Here is a 19,337-nt window from a genome sequence, read left to right as displayed (position 1 = left end):
CCATGAAAAAGCGCCGAATAAAAAAAATACTGGTTACCGGTGCACATAGGTCCGGTTCAACCTGGGTAGGCAACATAATAGCAACTTCCCCTGGAATGTTATATTTTCATGAACCCTTCAATCTCAAGATTCCGGTTTATAATACCCCTTTAAAATTCTGGTTTCAATATACATCTGAAGACCTTCCGGAGATCCAAAGGAATAAAGTAGAAGTTTATTTGAATAAGTTTATTTATCGTACCAAATATCCTTTTTTAGCAGGGCTATTCCAGAAATTCCCAGTCCTTGGTGAGTTAAGCCTCACCTTAAAAGGGAAAAAAGACCTGGTAATTAAGGATCCTCTGGCGCTATTTTCAGCAGCCTGGCTTAGTGAAAAATATGATCTCGAGGTTGTTGTCCTGGTAAGGCATCCCGCCGCCTTTATTTACAGCCTGATGAAGAAGGACTGGAACTTTGATTTTAAAAATTTTCTCGACCAAGAGGTTTTAATGGATAAATATCTTTCCCGGTATGTAAAACAAATTGAATTGCATGCTTCTATAGAAACCAGTGTCCTGGAGCAGGGAATATTATTATGGAACTGCCTTCATTTAATGATATTCAACTATAAAAAACGCTATAAAGAAGAATGGTTGTTTGTTAAACATGAAGATCTATCTAGTGATCCTGAGAATAATTTCAGGATTTTATTTGATAGACTCGACCTGGATTTTACACAGGAGGTAAAGGAAAAGATAAACAGGACAACTACTGGTTCTCAGAAGAAGTTCCTGACCAGGGATTCTAAGAAGAATATAAAGGACTGGAAAGAAAATCTCAGGGCAGACCAAATAGACTTAATAAAGAAAGGGACCTCTGAAATCTGGCCTTATTTTTATAAAGAAGAGGATTGGTGACTTATTGAAATTAAAGGTATTTTCCTGTTCTTCCAATTACACTGATGGTGACAGGTTTATGTATAATTAATTATAAATTCGCAAGGAATAACAACAATTAATTTGAGATAGGGGATTTACTTAGGTCTCTCGTCCTTTATTAAATGATAATGCAGCAATTTAAGCCACTGGTTAGTATCATTATCCCGACCTTTAACAGGGTTCATCTTATCGGTGAATCTTTAGATTCGATATTAGCTCAAACCTATGAGTACTGGGAATGCATTGTAGTTGATGATGGTTCTAATGATTATACCCAAGAATTACTTTCTTTTTACTGCGAGGTCGATTCTCGGATAAAATATATAGGCCGGCCTAAATCTCTGCCGGCAGGAGCAAATGCCTGCCGGAACCTGGGCCTGGAAAATAGTAACGGGGTATTCGTCAAGTGCCTGGATAGTGATGACCTTTTGACTAAAAATTACCTGGAAAAGAAAGTTAAGGTCTTTAAAGATCCTTCAGTAGATCTGGTCGTTTGTAATTACCTGTTATTTAGAGATAATGGTTTCAAGTCTCGACCCTTCAATAATAGTTCTAACAGTAAAGATTTGCTATCAGACTATGTAAGTGGCCAGATAAATATAAATGCCCAGTCCTGTTTGTGGAGGAAAAAAGCTATCAAGGACCATCAATTTGATCCTAACCTAAAAAGAGCACAGGAACTTGACTTTCATTTTAGGATACTCCGGGATAAAGAACTGGAGGTGATTTTCTTACCCGAAAACCTGGTCTTTATAAGAGATCACAGAGAATCTATTTCCGGGGAATTTAGCCGGGGAAATCTGGAGGCCATTAGATCTGATCTTCTGGTTAGAGCAAAAATATTGGAATATTTAAGTGGTTTCCAGGGGAGGACTGTTGAAAAAGAACGTGCATTCAATTTATACCTTCCTGGAATAATGCAGCTGATTCATTTTAAATATTTTAAAGAGATTTACACTCAATTTAATAGCCTGGGCAAAAGGCTTGAGCTAAGTACTTCTTTTAATTTATGGAAGATTAAATTAGTTTTTTTACTTATTTTATTTAAACTTACCGGTAGAAGTTATAGACTTCGAAAACATATTTCTTCCCTGAAAATCTAATATGAATCACAATCCCCTGGTTTCGGTTATTGTGCCCTGTTACAATCAGGGTTCATTTCTAAATAAGGCCTTACAGTCTGTGTATGATCAGTCTTATGAAAATTGGGAGTGCCTTGTGGTAGATGATGGTTCAAATGATTCTACATCCAGAATCGCTCAAACCTGGACTTCAGAAGATAATCGTTTTAAATATTTTTATAAGGAAAATGGGGGGCTGGCCTCTGCGAGAAATTTAGGCCTGGATAAGGCTTCAGGTAATTTTATTCAGTTTCTGGATTCAGATGATTTCTTGCATAAGTATAAACTAGGTCATTCACTTGAATTATTGCAACACGCGAACACATTTCAAGTTGTAATTTCAAACTATCTACAATACAATGATTTTGCCGGCAAAGCTGTAAAACCACATTTTAAGATCAGCCGAGATATTTTAACCTATGATAATATTATTTTTAATTGGGATAATAATTTCGCGATCCCAATTCACTGTGGCTTATTTTCCTCTGATCTCTTTAACGAATTTCGTTTTCCCGAGAATCTTAAAGCAAAAGAAGACTGGTTAATGTGGATCAAATTTTTTCAAAAGGATATAACAGTCCAATTCATTGCCGAAGCACTGGCATATTACCGGAGGCATGATTCTAATATGACCAATAAAGTGAATATGACCATTGATTATGTAGGAGCTTTAAGATATATTCGTAAAGAGATACCTGATGAAGATTATATAAGAATGCTTGAACTTAAGGTGGAAAGATCTTCTAATACCATTTTTAGTCTCAGGGATCAGATTAAAGATCTAAGATCCAATCTTGGATGGAGGTTTTTCAATAAGCTTGGTAAGATCCTTAAAAGATAGATATGAGCCTGGCTATTGTAATACCTTACTATAAAATTAAATACTTTAGGGAATGTCTTCAGTCCCTGGAAAATCAAACTAATAAAGATTTTAAGGTATATATTGGAAATGATGGCAGTCCAGATGATCCTGGAATGTTGATAAAGGAATTTTCCAGATCACTAAATATAGAGTATCGGTATTTTAAAAATAATCTGGGTAACAGTTCTCTGGTAGCACACTGGGAAAGATGTCTTAAACCTTTGAGGAGCGAAAGGTGGTTGATGTTTTTGGGGGATGATGATCTATTAGGACCAAATTGTGTTGAGAAGTTCTATGAAAACCAGAATCTTATTGAAAAGAATAAAATTAATGTGGTTAGATTTTCGACGGTAGTAATCAATAAGTCTGGTGAACCAATTTCTAAGAGATTCCTGCATCCAGAATTGGAAGACAGTGTAGATTTTTTATTTAGGAAACTCAATGGGGAGACCCGAAGTTCTTTAAGTGAATATGTTTTTAGAATTTCAGCAGTAAGAAGAAACCAATTTAAAGATTTTCCATTGGCCTGGCATACCGATGATCTTGCACTTCTGGAGTTTTCTAATGCAGAAAAGATCTATTCCATCAACGATGCCAAAGTTTGTTTTCGTAATAGTGGTGATAATATTACTAGTACCTCAAACCTGAATACCTTAAAGAATAAAGCCTCCTTTCAGTTTTATTACTACCTTCTCAATGATAAAAAAGAATATTTTAATCACTTTCAATTAAATTACCTAGTTCGAAAACTTGAAGCATGCTATAACAATGACAAAAAAAACTATTTGTTCTTTATCAAATTCACTAAAACGATGTTGCGAAATGGGTTTTTAGGGGAGTACATAAACTTTTTTAGATTGAAACTTTTAAAATCATTTCAGAATTGAGATCAGATGAATTAAAGTTTTTGGTCATAGCACAGGACCTAAGGATATCAGGAACAAGCGAGGGCATAGTATCCAGATCTTTCCTTGCAGGTTTATCCCAGGTATACCCTCAATCCAGGATTGATGTAGTTTATTTGAGGAACCATAATAATGAGGATAGGCTCGATCTCCTACCTGTTGATTCCATAAAAAGTTTTTACCTGGAGAAAAAGATTCCTTCTTACGTAATATTGGTAAATAAAATGTGGTGGAGACTTGTGGGTACCTCCCTTAATGATTCTTACCATTTAAAAAATTACCGCAGGATAATCTCTAAAATAGATTTTAAGGAATATGATCATATTTTTATAAGAAGCTCCGGTCAGGAATTTGAAGTAATTCGAGCTGCAAGAGGCCTGCCAATTTTGGAAAGATCTATTGTTAACTTTCACGATCCATATCCCATAGTGTGGGACACGGGATCTAATAGGTTACCCAGAAAGACAGAATTCGGCCAGTTTAAAGAAATATGGGATATTGTGGAATCTGCCAGAGTCTGTATCTCCCCATCCAGGTTGCTCTCCCATGACCTTGAACATCTATATGGATCGTCAAAGAAATTTTATACCCTTCCGCATCAATACCGGGCAGATGTTTTTGAAAAGGGAGATCAAGAAAGGATCAGGAAGAAGGAAAAAGAAATTAGTATCTCTTACCATGGGGCACTTCAACTAGGAAGAAATTTACAAATTCTGCTTGATGCTTATCAGAACCTAATAAATGAAAATTCATATCTTAAGGCTAAGACTGAGTTGATATTGAGATTGCGAGGTGGTAATATTAAAGAATTAAGAGACAAATATAACGGTGACAATATCTTATTTTTGAAACCTGTAGATTTTGCAGAGTCTTCCTTGGAGCAGAAATTGGAATCGGATATCATAATCGTGCTTGAAAACTGTGCCACGCACAGTAACATACTGGTTGGTAAAGCACCCTTTATATCTTCGTTAAATAAACCCGTATTATCATTATCTCCCGAGAGAAGTGAAATGAGACGAATACTTAGAACTGAAGAATATGCCGCAAATTGCTCAGATAAAGAGGAAATTTGCCTCAAACTTAAGAACCTTATTGACAGGTGTCTGGAACGATCAGTGTTTGAAAGTCCCTTTAAAGATTATTTTGAACCTGAAAATTTTAAATGCCATCTGAAGAAAATATTAGAATAATGCTCTATAATCTTAAAAAACAATTCTATAAAAGATATAACATTAGCTTTTCTCAATCTGGAGATGATATTCAATTATATAAATTATTAAAAAATAAAAAACCAGGTACATACATAGATATTGGTTGCTGGCATCCTTTTAAAGCTTCAAATTCATATTATTTTTATCTTAGAGGTTGGAAAGGAATTTGTATAGATCCGAATCCTAATATTGCACCACTTTTTAGAAGGTATAGAAATTCGGATACATTCCTGAATACGGCCGTTAGTGAGGTAAATTCAAAGGAAAAATACTATATCCTTAAAGATCCATATACCTCTATGAATTCGATGAATTACCAGTTTTTAAAGGAGCAGAAAGTTGAGCATATGGTAGTTGATGAGAAGGTGATTGATTGCCTGAGGCTTGAAGAGATTCTGAATCAGAATATCTCAAAGGGTGAAAACCTGGACTTTTTTGATATAGATGTTGAAGGAAACGATCTAAAGGTCTTAAAATCAAATAACTGGGAAAGGTACAGGCCAAAATTAATTCTTATTGAAACAGACTTGAGTTTAAAAAATGATCTTAATTCTGAAAATGTATTATACCTCGAAAGTAAGGGATATAGATTGATCGCTAAATCTGTAATTAATGCTGATTTAGGAAATCTCTTTTTAATGGACACCTCAGCCTGATATGCGTGTAGGACTTAATCCCGAAAAAGATAAAGAATTAGAAAAACCTGATTATATGCATCATGTGGTAATCCCTGTGCATATACCTCATTTTCAGGATTACTATAAGGACAGTTTCAGGATTTTCAAAATATGCCTGGATTCTTTATGTCAGACAGTTGACGATAAAACCTTTATTTCCATAATCAACAATGGCAGTTGTATAGAAGTTAAAAAGTTTCTGGAAAAATGTTTAGATAAAGGGGTAATTCATGAGTTGATCAACACGGTTAATATTGGTAAATTAAATGCTATTCTGAAAGGCCTGACGGGTTATGATGTCCCACTGGTAACAGTAGCTGATAGTGATGTGTTTTTTTGCCAGGGCTGGCAGGAAGAAACTGGTAAGGTCTTCAATGCATTCCCTAAAGCAGGAACAGTTGGTCTGGTGCCACAATTCAATATGTTTTCCAATTATTGTACTAATACAATTTTTGATAACATCCTGAACCGTAATTTGAAATTTATGAAAGTGGCAGATCCTGAGGATATGTGGAAATTTTATAAAAGCATTGGATGGAATATTAATAAAGATCATTTCTATTTTGATTCTATACTCTGTATTGAAAATAATGGTTTAAAAGCTTGTATTGGCTCGGGCCATTTTGTTGCTACTTACAGAAAAGAACTTTTTAAGAATATTATCAGGTATTTGCCATTTCGGTTAGGTGGTACCAGTGAGAAATATCTGGATGCTGCGGCGATGAAACATGGTTTATGGAAATTAACCACCTTTAATAATTATGCTTATCATATGGGCAATGTCTGGGAAGACTGGATGCAAAGTGATAATAGGAGAGTACATGAGCCCAGTCCTGTTATTCCTGAGAAAATATCATTTAATGAAGAAAGCCGATTTCAATATTTCTTAAAGAATAAATTATTCAAAAAGATCCTTAGACTTTATTTGATAAACAGGTTGTTTTTGCATTATTGCAGGCTTCCTAAGCGATTGATGAAAAAATATCCCAGAATTTATTATTAGCCTACAATGAAAATATTAATGGTATCTATTTTTTCCAGTCATTTCTTTAATTGGGTTAACCAGTTAGAAGGAGCAGGCCATGAAGTTTTCTGGTTAGATGTGAAGGACTCAAGAACTATTGTAAATAACATAGATTTTGTTGAGCAAATTGTTGGATGGAGATATAAGGCTGATTATCCGGGACGGTATTTTATTAAAAAAAAATTACCGGGCTTAAACAAGTTCATAAATACATATAATGAACGATCTTTAAGTAATATCTTCGAAAAATTAGTGCGACAAATTCAGCCAGATGTCGTTCATAGTTTTGTAATGTATTTATCTGCGGTTCCAATTTTTCAAGTAATGAAAAACTATAAAGAGATTAAATGGATATATTCTTCATGGGGCAGTGATATATACTACTACAGCAGGTTTGAAAAAGAAAAACGAGAAATGATGGAGGTATTTCCTCATCTGGACTATTTGTTCACAGATTGTCAGAGGGATTATTCTTTGGCACTTAATTTTGGTTTTAACGGTGAATTTTTAGGAGTATTTCCGGGAAGGGGAGGATACGATCTTGAAAAAACAAATAAATTATTGAGGCCTCGTAACACACGTAAAAAGATCCTTATCAAGGGGTATCAAGGGAAACATGGGAGGTGTATTGAAGTATTAATGGCAATAATGAAATTGAAGGATAAATTAAATCTTTTTGATTTAATTGTTTTTGGGGCAGATGAAGAGGTAGTTGAATTCATATCAACATCTGAATTGGGTACCTGGAGTAATTTTACCGTTTTGGGAAAGATTGATAACGACAGAGTTTTAACTCTTATGGGGGATTCACTTATATATATTGGTAATAGCGCATCAGATGGGATTCCAAATACCTTGATCGAATCAATCATTATGGGCGCTTTTCCAATTCAGTCCAATCCTGGGGGCGCCACAGAAGAACTTATTATAGATGGAAAAAACGGTTTTTTAATCAATGACCCGGAATATGTTTTGGAAATAACTTTGTTAATTGAAGAAGCTATAGGTGATGCACTGCTATTAGAAAAGGCTGAAAATTATAATATTGAGTTCTTAAGGCCAAAGTTTGATAGGGACCTTATTAGGGCTTCTGTTCTGGAAAAGTATAATTACATCGAAAAAGAATTAGCAGAATAATTTGATTTCAATATTAATTCCATATCGTAATCGAGACCCGGAAAGAATAAAAATTTTATTTCGATCCCTCGAAGGGCAGACTCATAAGAACTTTAAGGTTTACTTCATTGATTATGGTTCTTCCAAAATTAATTCTGAGATCGTAAAAGAATTATGTTTGGATTATTCGTTTGTTCACTATCAATATCACTATACCAGGCATCAACCCTGGAATAAAAGCAGGACCCTGAATTCAGTAATTAGATATTTGGATACAGAATATTGTTTTGTAGCAGATGTAGATATTATTTTTCATCCTGAATTCCTGGAAATTGCTAATAATTTGACAAAAACAGGCCAGACCACTTATTTTCAGGTAGGTTATTTAAGTTCTTCAGAAAGCAGGAAAGTCAAAGCCTTTAGTGAATATTCAGATTACAGGTCAAGTACTAATGAAGCAACCGGGTTAAGTCTTTTTCCAGTTGCTCAGTTAAAGGATTTAAATGGGTTTGACGAGTTTTATCATTTCTGGGGAGGGGAAGATACCGATATGCATATTAGATTAAAAAATGCTGGTAATGAGGTTGAATATTATGATGAGAAATTATTACTCTTGCACCAGTGGCACAAATCATTTCAGAAGCTAGAGAATAATGAATCAATTGCAGACTTACAACTTTCTGGAATTCTACCTTTGAATCATCAGCATCTTAAAAATGCTATTTCAAATAAGGCTACAAAAGTTAATATTTCCGGCTGGGGTGAAATAATGGGCAGGGAAGATTTCCAGCTTCTTGAAAATTCTGAAGTTTCAATGGAAATCACTAACGAAAAACGACAGGTGGAAGATGTTTTATATGGAATGTTACCGGTAAAAAATGAGGGAATCATTAAAATTAGTTTTAAACCTGATCTATTTGAAAATTCAAAAAAGTATAAAGTAAAAAGAATGCTGGGAAAGAAAGTTCCGGAATATTACACCTTAAGGGAAGTGAAAGATATGATATTGTTGCACCTTATTTCTTTTTATAGGAATGTACCCTATACTATAAAAGTTGATAATGGTAGGGACATAGAGGTAGCTATAAAATTTTCTTAGTTTTTCATATGTCTTTAAAACTCAGATTCAAAAACCTCTTTTTTCAACTACTAGGTTTTCTTCCTGAAAGATCGGGAAATGAGATCTACCATTTTGTACAGGAGTTTTTGAGTAAGGAAAGTCTTGAATTTAAGGTCAGGTCTTCCCATAATTCATTCAGGACATTTCTAGAAATAACTCAAAAAAAAGGAATATCTATTGAGAATAGGCATGTTGCTGAGATAGGGTCAGGTTGGCTGCCATTAATGCCTTATTTTTTTAGTTTTCTATCTAATGCCAAAAGCATTGAAACATTTGATCTACATTGCCATTATCAAAAGAAGAATATTGAACAGCTTAATGAGGTTTTTTCTAAAGAATTTGAAGTAAAGCTTAATCCGGATAAAAATTCAAAGTATGCGCTACCATCCTCAATCAGATATTTTCCTAATAGCAATATTCTGGATCATGATTTAACCGACCGCAACCTTATTTTTTCACGCTTTGTGCTTGAGCATGTAAGACCAGAGGTTATAGAAGCCATGCATCTCAAGTTTAAAAACGAACTAAAAGCCGGTTCTTTTATTATCCACATGATTTCCCCAGGAGACCACAGAGCATATGTAGACAAAGAGTTATCCCTTCAGGATTTTTTAAAGTATTCAGAACATGAATGGAAAAAGAAGCACACTAGATTTGATTATCATAACAGGTTGAGGTTGCCTCAATATTTAAATATCTTTAATAAATTGAATTTAGAGATTATTCATGTTGGTTATGAGGTGCCCGATATAAATTCAGAATATTATAGAAAGTTCAAAAATCTGAATTTGCATCATGATTTTAAAGCCTATAAGGACGAGGAATTAATGGCAGGAGCAATCAATATTATTTTAAAAGTCTAATTTATGTTTATAATCGCTGAAATAGGTCAGGCTCATGAAGGCAGTCTTGGGATGGCATTAGCATATATAAAAGCACTGGCGAATACTGGCATAAATGCCATAAAATTCCAGGTGCATATCGCAGAGGCAGAAAGCAGTGTACATGAACCTTTTCGAATAAAATTTTCAAAACAGGATAAAACACGATTCGATTATTGGAAAAGAATGGAATTTAATCTTGAAGAATGGAAAATCATCAAAAATACCTGTGATGAAAATGAAGTTGAGTTCTTAGCATCACCATTTAGCAATGCCGCGGTAGATTTATTGGAGGAAATTGGAGTTAAGCGTTATAAAATTGGATCTGGAGAGGTGAATAATTTTCTACTTCTTGAAAAAATTGCTGCTACCGGTAGAACTTTGATTTTGTCTTCAGGCATGAGTTCCTTTACGGAGCTGGATGATACGGTGAATTTCCTAATGGAAAAAGGTGTTGATTTTTCCATACTTCAATGCGTTACCTCATATCCAACAAAGCCAGAGAATTATGGCTTGAATGTTATTAAGGAACTTAGGGAAAGGTATATGGTTCCCATTGGTTATTCGGATCATTCTGCTAGACCTGAAACCTGTATAGCAGCTGCGGCCTTGGGTGCTGAGATTCTGGAATTTCATGCCGTTTTTAGCCGAAAGAGTTTTGGTCCCGATGCAACTTCGTCATTAGAGATTGACGAAGTGAAAAATTTGGTAGAAGCTGTGAAGAATATAGATAAAGCATTAAAAAATCCTATAGATAAAACTGATAATTCTCAATTTACAGACTTAAAGAAAATATTTGAAAAATCTCTGGCAGTAAATAAGAGTTTGAAAAAGGGGGATAAAATAAAATTTGAAGACCTGGAGGCAAAAAAGCCTAAAAATTATGGTATCAATGCGGCTGAATTCCGAAACGTTATAGGGAAGGCATTGACCAAGGACATTAAAAAATGGTCTTTTTTAAAACATGATCATATTTAAATTTTTACATTGTTCCATATCTCAAGGATTATGAAAAAGCGTAAGATCTGTATTGTTGTAACTGCCCGGCCTTCTTATAGTCGCATTAAGTCGGCACTTGCTGCAATTCAAGTTCATCCCTCTTTGGATCTTCAGCTTGTAATTGCCGGGTCTGCATTGCTGGACAGGTACGGAAACGCTGCAGATTTCATAGAAAGGGACGGTTTTAGTGCAGCAGCAAAGGTATTTATGGTATTAGAAGGGGAAAATCCCACTACCATGGCAAAAACTACCGGCATAGGGGTGATGGAGTTAACCAACGTCTTTTATAACCTTAAACCTGATGCGGTAGTAACAATTGCGGACAGGTTCGAAACTATAGCAACATCCATTGCCGCGGCCTATCAGAATATTCCTTTAGTACATATTCAGGGAGGAGAGGTTACAGGAAGCATAGACGAGAAAGTAAGGCATGCCAATACCAAATTAGCCGACCTTCACTTGGTTTCAAGCGAGGATGCAAGAGCAAGAGTGATTAAACTTGGTGAAGATCCTGAGAAAGTTATCAATACAGGTTGTCCTTCCATTGATCTGGTAAAAGAGATATGCAGTGAAGACAAACTCAATTTTGATCCCATTGAAAAATACGGTGGGGTTGGAGAAGAACTGGATTGGAAGAAGGGCTACGTAGTTGTAATGCAACATCCCGTGACCACTGAATATCAGAAAGCTAGAGAGCATATTATCGAAACCCTTGAAGCAGTGGATAATTTAGGCTATCCGGTCTTCTGGTTCTGGCCCAATGTTGATGCGGGATCAGATGGCACCTCGAATGGGATCAGGAGTTACAGGGAAATGAGAAAACCTAAGAATATTCATTTTTTTAAGAATATGGATCCTCTCGATTTTCTCAGGTTACTGAAACATTCTAAAGCCCTTATTGGAAACTCGAGCGCAGGAATAAGAGAATGCTCTTATCTTGGAGTACCGGTAGTTAATATAGGGAAACGTCAAAATCGAAGGATACGTGGCGAAAATGTGAATGATGTACCCCATCACAGGGAGGAAATTTATAAGGCGATGAAGGATGCAATATATTCAGATAAATATCCGGGATCATCGATTTACGGTAATGGGGAGGCTGGAAAGAAAATTGCAGAAATCCTGGCGAATTCTGAACTTAGTTTTAGCAAAACCATTAGTTATTAATGAGAATTCTTGGGATTATACCAGCAAGGGGTGGAAGTAAAGGCATTCCCGGTAAGAACATTAAAAAGCTTGGAGGTGAGCCACTTATTAAATACACCATAGATTCAGCGCTAAAATCCAATTTAATAACTCGTTGTGTTTTAAGTTCAGATTCTGATGAGATCATAAGAAAAGGTGAAATCCTGGGTATAGAAATTCCTTTTATCCGTCCAGCCGAATTTAGTGAAGATGATACACCTTCCTTAGATGTGGTGAAACACGCTCTTTCATATTACACAAAGTTTAATGAACATTTTGAGGCAGTGTGCCTTTTACAACCAACCACACCTTTTAGAACTTACGGACTTATAGATAAAGCGATCAGGGAATTTGAATCGGGAGAGTACGATTCTCTAATAAGCGTACGAGAAGTCCCTCACGAATTCAACCCGCACTGGGTGTTTGAGGAAAAGAAAGGAAAACTTCAGATTGCTACCGGTGAGAAAAATATCATTACTCGAAGACAGGACCTGCCAAAGTCATATTATAGGGATGGAGCAATTTACCTAACTAGGACGGAGGTCATACTAAAGGAAAATTCGCTCTACGGTGAAAGAATTGGTTTTATAGAAAATATGGGTCAGGAGCATGTTAATCTCGATACCCAGGCGGACTGGGAGAGAGCAGAAAAAATTATTAGGAAGTTAAAATAATGTGTGGGATCGCAGGAATATTAGGTGCTGGAATTAAGGAACATGAGATGAATCTAATGCTAAAAACCATTCAACATCGTGGACCAGATTCCTCAGGAATTTATAGGGATAAAGGATTTGCAGTACTAGGCCACAATCGTCTTTCTATTATCGACCTTAACAAGCATGCCAACCAGCCTTTTTCAGATAACTCTGGAAGGTATCACCTGAGTTTTAATGGAGAGATCTATAATTATAAGGAATTGAAATCTGAAATAGGGACGAAATATTCTTTCAGGACCAATTCAGATACCGAAGTATTACTTGCCGCATTCATTATCTATGGTAAGGATTGCTTAAATAAATTAAATGGTATGTTTTCCTTCGCTATATGGGACAGTCTGGATAAAAAAATGTTCGCGGCCAGAGATCGTTTCGGAGTCAAACCTTTCTACTACCACAAAGGATCTTCTAAATTTGTTTTTGCAAGTGAGATAAAGGCAATAAGGACGGTAAAACCCGCAGATCCCAATAAAAGGGTATGGGCAAACTACTTTTGTTTTGGATCAAATGGACTCCCTTGGGAGACTTTTTTTGAGGGAATAGAACAATTGCCAGCGGGGCATTTCATAGAATATATAGAAGGACAATTATCTATCAGAAAATGGTACGATTTTCCAGATCGTATAAAGAGCTTGGCTCCAGAATTTTGCAAATCGGACATAAAGGAACAATACCTGTCGATACTTAAAGAATCTCTTAGATTACGATTCAGAGCGGATGTTGAGGTTGGATTTAATATCAGTGGAGGAATAGACAGTTCTTTACTGTTATCTCTAGTTAATGCTCATCATAAAAATATAAAAATAACGGCATTTAGCTTTTACACTGGAGACCAACGTTATGATGAATTGCCGTGGGTAGAAAAAATGATCTCTCAAACAGGTAATCCTTTAGAAAAAGTAAAGCTTTTACCCGAAGAAGTGCCCGAATACGCACAACTAATTGCTAATTTCCAGGAAGAACCTTTTGGAGGGGTTCCCACAATAGCATATGCAAAAATATTTGAAAAGGCCAGGGACCTTGGGGTTAAAGTATTGCTAGACGGCCAGGGAATGGATGAACAGTGGGCTGGATATGATTATTATAATAAAAAGGATTTTTCCCTAGTGCAGGGAACAGGAAAATCAAAAAGTTTTAAATCATATGTTTTGGAAAAGGAATTTCAGGAATTCTCAGAGAAACCGCATTATCCTGAGCCTTTCACTGATAAGTTGCAAAATTTACAATTCCGAGATCTTTTCTATACCAAATTACCTCGAGCATTAAGATTTAACGATCGTATTTCCATGGCCTATAGCACAGAACTTAGAGAACCTTTTCTGGATTATAGGCTGGTAGAACTAGCCTTCTCACTGCCTGTATCTTTAAAGATAAAGGGAGGAGTCCAAAAATATCTTTTACGTGAGATAATAAAAGATTATGTTCCCGATAAGATTTCAGCGGCCCCAAAAAGAGCTTTGCAAACCCCACAGCGAGAATGGTTAGGAAATGAGCTCTCAGGGTTTGTGCAAGGAAGCCTCAGTAGTTTGAAAACTTCTACTTTTAGTTCATGGTTTGATCATGATAAGATCATGGGTGAATTAAGAAAATATCAGGCGGGAGAAAAAAGTAATAGCTTTTTTCTATGGCAGTGGATTAATGCAAGTCTAATAGCTACCAATATTAAGGAAGATGTTTAGTTTTTTATATTTGGAGAGTCTTAATTAATCTAATCTGAATTTGAGTTCAAAAAAACTTTTAGTAGTCATTCCAGATGGAGTTGGCTTACGAAATTTTATTTATTCCCGATTCCCCGAGGAAGTGAGAAATTCAGGCTGGGAGCTTATATTTCTTAATATGACCCCTTTGGTCCTGAAGGATTTAGGTTTGAAGGAAATAATATTAGATCCAAAACCTTCTTTCAAAACAGATCTCCTTAAAAGAGCTAAAATAAATATTGAATTGGATCTTTTCCAAAGAAAATTCAATGATACTGTATTTGAGAAGTTCAAGTTTTCTCCGGCAAGTGTGGGTTTGAAGAATAAGATAAAGAATCTTTTGGTCGATCTGCTTATAAGTATATATAATTCTGAAAAGGGATTAACCAGAATTAGGGCAATGATGAAGGAATCGGAGAGGGGAACTACCTATTACAATTACTGCAAGCAGATATTATGTGCGGAAAAGCCTGATATGGTTTTCTGCACTAGTCAAAGGCCGGTAAATGCTGTTTCAATTATTACTGCTGCCCAGGATCTAGAAGTACCTACTTCATGTTTCATTTTTTCATGGGATAATCTTCCCAAAGCCACTAAGGTGCTGGAAACTGATTATTATTTCGTCTGGAGCGATTATATGAAGGATGAGTTGTTAAAGTATTATCCACATATAACAGAGGACCAGGTGGAAATTACTGGGACCCCTCAATTTGAAATACATTACGATAAGTCAGGAATAATAGCCAAAAATCATTTTTTTAAAGAATATGGATTAGACATTGATAAAAAATATTTGTGTTTTTCTGGTGATGATATTACTACTTCCCCCCATGATGAATTATTTCTAAATGATGTTGCCGAAGCAGTAGAAAGGTTAAATAAGAAAGGAACTAATATTGGTATCGTCTTCAGAAGATGTCCAGTAGATTTTACTAATCGTTATAACCGAATATTGACGAAGTATAAAAATCTGATTGTAAGTATTGAACCAAAATGGGAAACAAGGGGGGATTATTGGAATCAGGCAATACCAAAAAAAGAAGATCTTTTTTTACAAACCAATATAGTTGAACATACATTCATGGTCATAAATGTAGGGTCTTCAATGGTATTTGATTATGCAGCCAAAGGAAAACCATGCGCATATATTAATTATTTACCACAAATTGAAAATTTAAAAAAGGATATAAGGGAAGTATATTCTTATACCCATTTTAAGTCAATGCCAAATAAAGAATCAGTTTACTGGATCAATGAAAAAACCGATATTGGGAAAATAATTTACTCCCAGATGAAGTATGGTGGATCAACTGTAATTGAAAATTCTCAAAAGTGGTTTTATCAAGTTAATAATATAAATTCCTCTTCGAGAACAATTGTTCGGAAAATTGAGGTGCTTTTAAAACGACAGCATAAAAATCTTAGTAAAAAACAGGATTAAATGCTATTCAATTCCATAACTTTCTTCATATTTCTGCCAATAGTATTTATCTTTTATTGGTTCTTTTTCAAGTCCTCAAAAGAGTATCAGAATATTCTAATTTTGTTAGCCAGTTATGTATTCTATGGCTGGTGGGATTACAGGTTTTTGTTTTTAATTCTTCTTAGCACCCTGGTGGATTTTTTTACAGGAATCCATATTGAAAAATGTAAATCGAGGAAAACCAGAAATTTTTTTCTTGGTTTAAGTATATTTTTCAATCTTGGAGTTCTTGCAATATTTAAGTACTATAACTTTTTCATTTCAGCAATAACTTCATCCTTTTTAGAAATTGGACTCAATGTCAATTTTGAAACCCTAAATATCATTCTACCGGTTGGGATCTCTTTCTATACCTTCCAAACCTTAAGTTATACTATTGATATCTGGAAGGGAGGATTAAAACCAACAAGAAATTTTATAAACTTTGCCGGATTTGTTTCCTTCTTTCCGCAATTAGTTGCAGGGCCAATTGAAAGGGCTTCAAGTCTTTTACCACAATTTGAAATTCCAAGGAAATTTAATAGCGAATTGGCCATTTCCGGAATTAACTTAATGATCTGGGGGCTTTTTAAAAAGGTTGTGATTGCTGATAATGCTGCAGTCTATACAAATGTAATTTTTGAAAACTACGATAACAGCAATAGTTTAACTCTTATACTTGGAACCGTTTATTTCGCTTTTCAAATATATTGCGATTTTTCGGGTTATTCTGATATCGCAATAGGAACGGGAAGACTATTTGGTTTCAGGTTGATGAGAAATTTTAATTATCCCTATTTTTCTAGGAATATCAGTGAATTTTGGAAACGATGGCATATTTCCCTTTCAACCTGGTTTCGCGATTACCTTTATATTCCGCTGGGTGGTTCCAAGATGAACATGATATTCACTATAAGAAATATCTTAATTGTATTTTTAGTAAGTGGATTATGGCATGGAGCCAATTGGACTTTTATTCTATGGGGAGGTATACATGCATTTTTATTTTTACCCGTTTTTTTTCTAAAACCTAGTAATAGTAAAGTTTCAGGTCCTCTGGTACTTAATATCTCCAACATTCTCAAGATTTGTTTTACATTTTCGATGGTTTGCATGGCATGGGTATTTTTCAGATCAAAAAATGTTTATGAGGCGATTGATTATCTCATGAGAATTTTTCAAAACCAGGAATTTAAAATCACTTATCTTTCTATTGAGAGGTATAATATTGAGCTAATTGGTCTAATATTATTTTTTGTGATATTTGAATGGTTTCATAAAAATAGTGAACATCCATTCTCTGGTAAATTCAGAATCCTAAAAATCCTATTCATAATTTTTATTACGCTTGTAATGGGTAAGTTTTTTGATTATAAGCAATTCATATATTTTCAATTTTAATGAAAAGATTTTTAAAATATTTAATTTTAATAATTCTATTTACATATGGGTTAATGTATTTCTTGGATTTGATTTATACTGAATTATATAGAAATGGGCATCCCCGGAATAAATTGCAGAATGAACTCAAATTGAAGGACCAACATTATGATATTGGATTTTATGGATCTTCGAGAATCGAAAGACATATAAATTGTGAATTAATAGAAAAGTTAACTGGAAAAACTTGTGTAAACCTAGGTTTTGCTGGTGCAAATTTAGCGGACATGAAAATGTTGGCTGAAATCAATAAATCAAACGGAGTTACTTTTGATACTATTTTTTTTCAAATTGACTACAATTACAATTTTGAAAACTATAGCCCTTATTTTTTAGCAAATTTAGCTCCTTATTTGGATGAAGCATTCGTTGAACATGTGTTTTCGAAGAGAGATGAATATGGCTACTATAAATGGATCCCATTTTATAAGTATATGAGGAACGAAAAAGTCTTAGGAGTAAGAGAATTGATTAGTGTATTGCTTCAAACAAAAAATGGAAGGAATACTAATATTGGTTATAGGCCACTTAAAGGTGTAGGACTGGCTGTAAGGGGCAAATTTCCCGATTCATTAAAACATCAAAATTCCAAGGTTATAGGTTTGGAAAAATTATATCCAAGTGGAATGCTTTATTTTTTTACCGCTCCTTATTGTCAAAATATTCAAAATAGAGAAATATCTTTGGGTCTAGCCGGAAAGATTAAAAATTATAGAAATTATCATGACCTTTTTGATAACAATGCGGAATATTTTTATGATTGTGGACATTTGAATGATAAAGGTGCCGAAGCCTTTACAGAGCAGTTAATATTTGATTATAATTTTTAGAGTAATGCACATCGCTTTCTTAACTCCTGAATATCCACATGAACGAAGTACTCCTTCCGGAGGATTGGGCACCAGTATTCGTAATTTGGCTGAAACATTGGTTGAAAAAGATGAAAAGGTAAGTGTTCTAATTTTTGGCCAGGAAATCGACCGGAATTTTTCTGAAAATGGTATTCAATTCTACCTTATAAAACAGCGAAAATATCCTTTTGGTGGCTGGTATTTTTACCGGAAACATCTTGAAAAGATAATCAATGAGCTTACTGAAGAGAAACAAATTGATATCTTGGAAACCCCTGATTGGACCGGAATTACAGCTTTTATGAAGTTTTGTATTCCACATGTGATCAGGTTGAACGGTAGTGACGGCTATTTCTGCGAGCTGGAGGAGAGACAACAGAAGTACAAAAACCGACTTTTCGAAAAGAACGCTCTTAAAAATGCAGACTCAATTCTATCCGTTAGCGATTTTACCGGGAAAAAAACCATGCAGCTCTTTGATCTGGAAAGATCTTATAAAGTAATTCCAAATAGTATTAAAGTAGAAAATTTTCGGCCCTCTACTAAAAAACCGGAGACAGGCAGAATATTATATTTTGGCAGCCTCATACAGAAAAAGGGTGTGCTGGAATTGGCAGAGATCTTCAATAACCTGATTCAGGAAAAACCAGATGCACAATTGATACTGGCCGGTAGAGATGTAATTGATATTTTTGAAAAAATTTCTACACTGGAACTACTTAAGAGAAAGCTAAGCGAGGAGGCTTTAAAACGAACTGAATATGTTGGATCGTTGGACTATTCAATGGTTCGAAAAGAAATAGAAAAAGCAAGTGTAATTGTTTTACCCAGTTTTGCCGAAGCTCTTCCTATGACCTGGATTGAGGCTATGGCTATGGAGAAAGCTTTAGTTACCTCAAATATCGGATGGGCACCTGAAGTAATGTTAGATCAGAAAACCGGTTATATGGTAGATCCTCGAAATCACAAGCTTTATGCAAGCAGGATCTTGGAATTACTTGAAGATGCCGAGCTTTCAGAAGAAATGGGGCGAGCAGCCAGAGAACAGGTTCTAAAGAAATTTGCAAGTAGGTTGGTAGCGGAAAAAAATATTCAGTTCTATCAGGAACTTATTGAAAAGAAGAAAAATTAGATTGAATTAATTCGGTCC

At 34.9% G+C, this 19,337-nt stretch carries 18 protein-coding genes; all 18 read left to right on the top strand.

The window, feature by feature from the left end:
* Positions 1-2: 2 nt before the first annotated feature.
* The 18 genes from ML462_RS00240 (at position 3) to ML462_RS00155 (ending at position 19,319) form a co-directional block, all read left to right on the top strand.
* Positions 3-896: a sulfotransferase domain-containing protein gene (locus ML462_RS00240; RefSeq protein ID WP_240711727.1), complete on the top strand. Its 894-nt coding sequence runs from the start codon at positions 3-5 to the stop codon at positions 894-896.
* Positions 897-1,045: 149 nt separating this feature from the next.
* On the top strand, positions 1,046-2,020 hold the full coding sequence (locus ML462_RS00235; RefSeq protein ID WP_240711726.1) for a glycosyltransferase family 2 protein: 975 nt from the start codon (positions 1,046-1,048) through the stop codon (positions 2,018-2,020).
* A gap of 1 nt (position 2,021) precedes the next feature.
* A complete protein-coding gene (locus tag ML462_RS00230; RefSeq protein WP_240711725.1) occupies positions 2,022-2,879 on the top strand; it encodes a glycosyltransferase family 2 protein in 858 nt (285 codons plus the stop codon).
* A 2-nt stretch (positions 2,880-2,881) separates the two neighbouring features.
* A complete protein-coding gene (locus tag ML462_RS00225) occupies positions 2,882-3,787 on the top strand; it encodes a glycosyltransferase family 2 protein (RefSeq protein WP_240711724.1) in 906 nt (301 codons plus the stop codon).
* Positions 3,784-4,998, top strand: a complete 1,215-nt coding sequence (locus ML462_RS00220) for a glycosyltransferase family protein (protein WP_240711723.1) — start codon at positions 3,784-3,786, stop codon at positions 4,996-4,998. Before ML462_RS00225 ends, ML462_RS00220 begins: the two co-directional genes overlap by 4 nt.
* A complete protein-coding gene (locus ML462_RS00215) occupies positions 4,971-5,675 on the top strand; it encodes an FkbM family methyltransferase (RefSeq protein WP_240711722.1) in 705 nt (234 codons plus the stop codon). The genes ML462_RS00220 and ML462_RS00215 overlap by 28 nt, the downstream gene beginning before the upstream one ends.
* A gap of 1 nt (position 5,676) precedes the next feature.
* The gene (locus ML462_RS00210; protein WP_240711721.1) at positions 5,677-6,699 is read left to right on the top strand and encodes a glycosyltransferase family protein; all 1,023 of its coding nucleotides are present in this window, start codon (positions 5,677-5,679) and stop codon (positions 6,697-6,699) included.
* Between the two features lie 6 nt (positions 6,700-6,705).
* Complete coding sequence (locus tag ML462_RS00205; RefSeq protein ID WP_240711720.1) at positions 6,706-7,857, top strand: glycosyltransferase; 1,152 nt, start codon at positions 6,706-6,708, stop codon at positions 7,855-7,857.
* A gap of 1 nt (position 7,858) precedes the next feature.
* Positions 7,859-8,935 (top strand): glycosyltransferase family 2 protein, encoded by a 1,077-nt coding sequence (locus ML462_RS00200; RefSeq protein WP_240711719.1) that lies wholly within the window; start codon positions 7,859-7,861, stop codon positions 8,933-8,935.
* 8 nt (positions 8,936-8,943) lie between these two features.
* Positions 8,944-9,819, top strand: coding sequence for a hypothetical protein (locus tag ML462_RS00195; protein ID WP_240711718.1), 876 nt, complete (start codon positions 8,944-8,946; stop codon positions 9,817-9,819).
* Between the two features lie 3 nt (positions 9,820-9,822).
* The gene (locus tag ML462_RS00190) at positions 9,823-10,815 is read left to right on the top strand and encodes an N-acetylneuraminate synthase family protein (RefSeq protein WP_240711717.1); all 993 of its coding nucleotides are present in this window, start codon (positions 9,823-9,825) and stop codon (positions 10,813-10,815) included.
* 30 nt (positions 10,816-10,845) lie between these two features.
* Positions 10,846-12,003 carry a UDP-N-acetylglucosamine 2-epimerase gene (gene neuC / locus ML462_RS00185; RefSeq protein ID WP_240711716.1) on the top strand — a complete coding sequence of 386 codons (1,158 nt, stop codon included), beginning with the start codon at positions 10,846-10,848 and terminating at the stop codon, positions 12,001-12,003.
* A complete protein-coding gene (locus ML462_RS00180; protein WP_240711715.1) occupies positions 12,003-12,695 on the top strand; it encodes an acylneuraminate cytidylyltransferase family protein in 693 nt (230 codons plus the stop codon). Before neuC ends, ML462_RS00180 begins: the two co-directional genes overlap by 1 nt.
* Positions 12,695-14,416, top strand: coding sequence for an asparagine synthase (glutamine-hydrolyzing) (gene asnB, locus ML462_RS00175; RefSeq protein WP_240711714.1), 1,722 nt, complete (start codon positions 12,695-12,697; stop codon positions 14,414-14,416). Before ML462_RS00180 ends, asnB begins: the two co-directional genes overlap by 1 nt.
* 40 nt (positions 14,417-14,456) lie before the next feature.
* On the top strand, positions 14,457-15,875 hold the full coding sequence (locus ML462_RS00170; RefSeq protein ID WP_240711713.1) for a glycosyltransferase family protein: 1,419 nt from the start codon (positions 14,457-14,459) through the stop codon (positions 15,873-15,875).
* A 102-nt stretch (positions 15,876-15,977) separates the two neighbouring features.
* Positions 15,978-17,297: an MBOAT family O-acyltransferase gene (locus ML462_RS00165; RefSeq protein WP_341481560.1), complete on the top strand. Its 1,320-nt coding sequence runs from the start codon at positions 15,978-15,980 to the stop codon at positions 17,295-17,297.
* Positions 17,297-18,166, top strand: a complete 870-nt coding sequence (locus ML462_RS00160) for a hypothetical protein (protein WP_240711711.1) — start codon at positions 17,297-17,299, stop codon at positions 18,164-18,166. Before ML462_RS00165 ends, ML462_RS00160 begins: the two co-directional genes overlap by 1 nt.
* A gap of 4 nt (positions 18,167-18,170) precedes the next feature.
* Positions 18,171-19,319, top strand: coding sequence for a glycosyltransferase family 4 protein (locus ML462_RS00155; protein WP_240711710.1), 1,149 nt, complete (start codon positions 18,171-18,173; stop codon positions 19,317-19,319).
* Positions 19,320-19,337 lie beyond the last annotated feature (18 nt).

Origin of the sequence: Christiangramia lutea, from assembly GCF_022489035.1 — a bacterium.
GTDB lineage: Bacteria > Bacteroidota > Bacteroidia > Flavobacteriales > Flavobacteriaceae > Christiangramia > Christiangramia lutea.
Note: the sequence above shows the minus strand (reverse complement) of the source record. Positions and strands in the feature narration are given on the sequence as shown.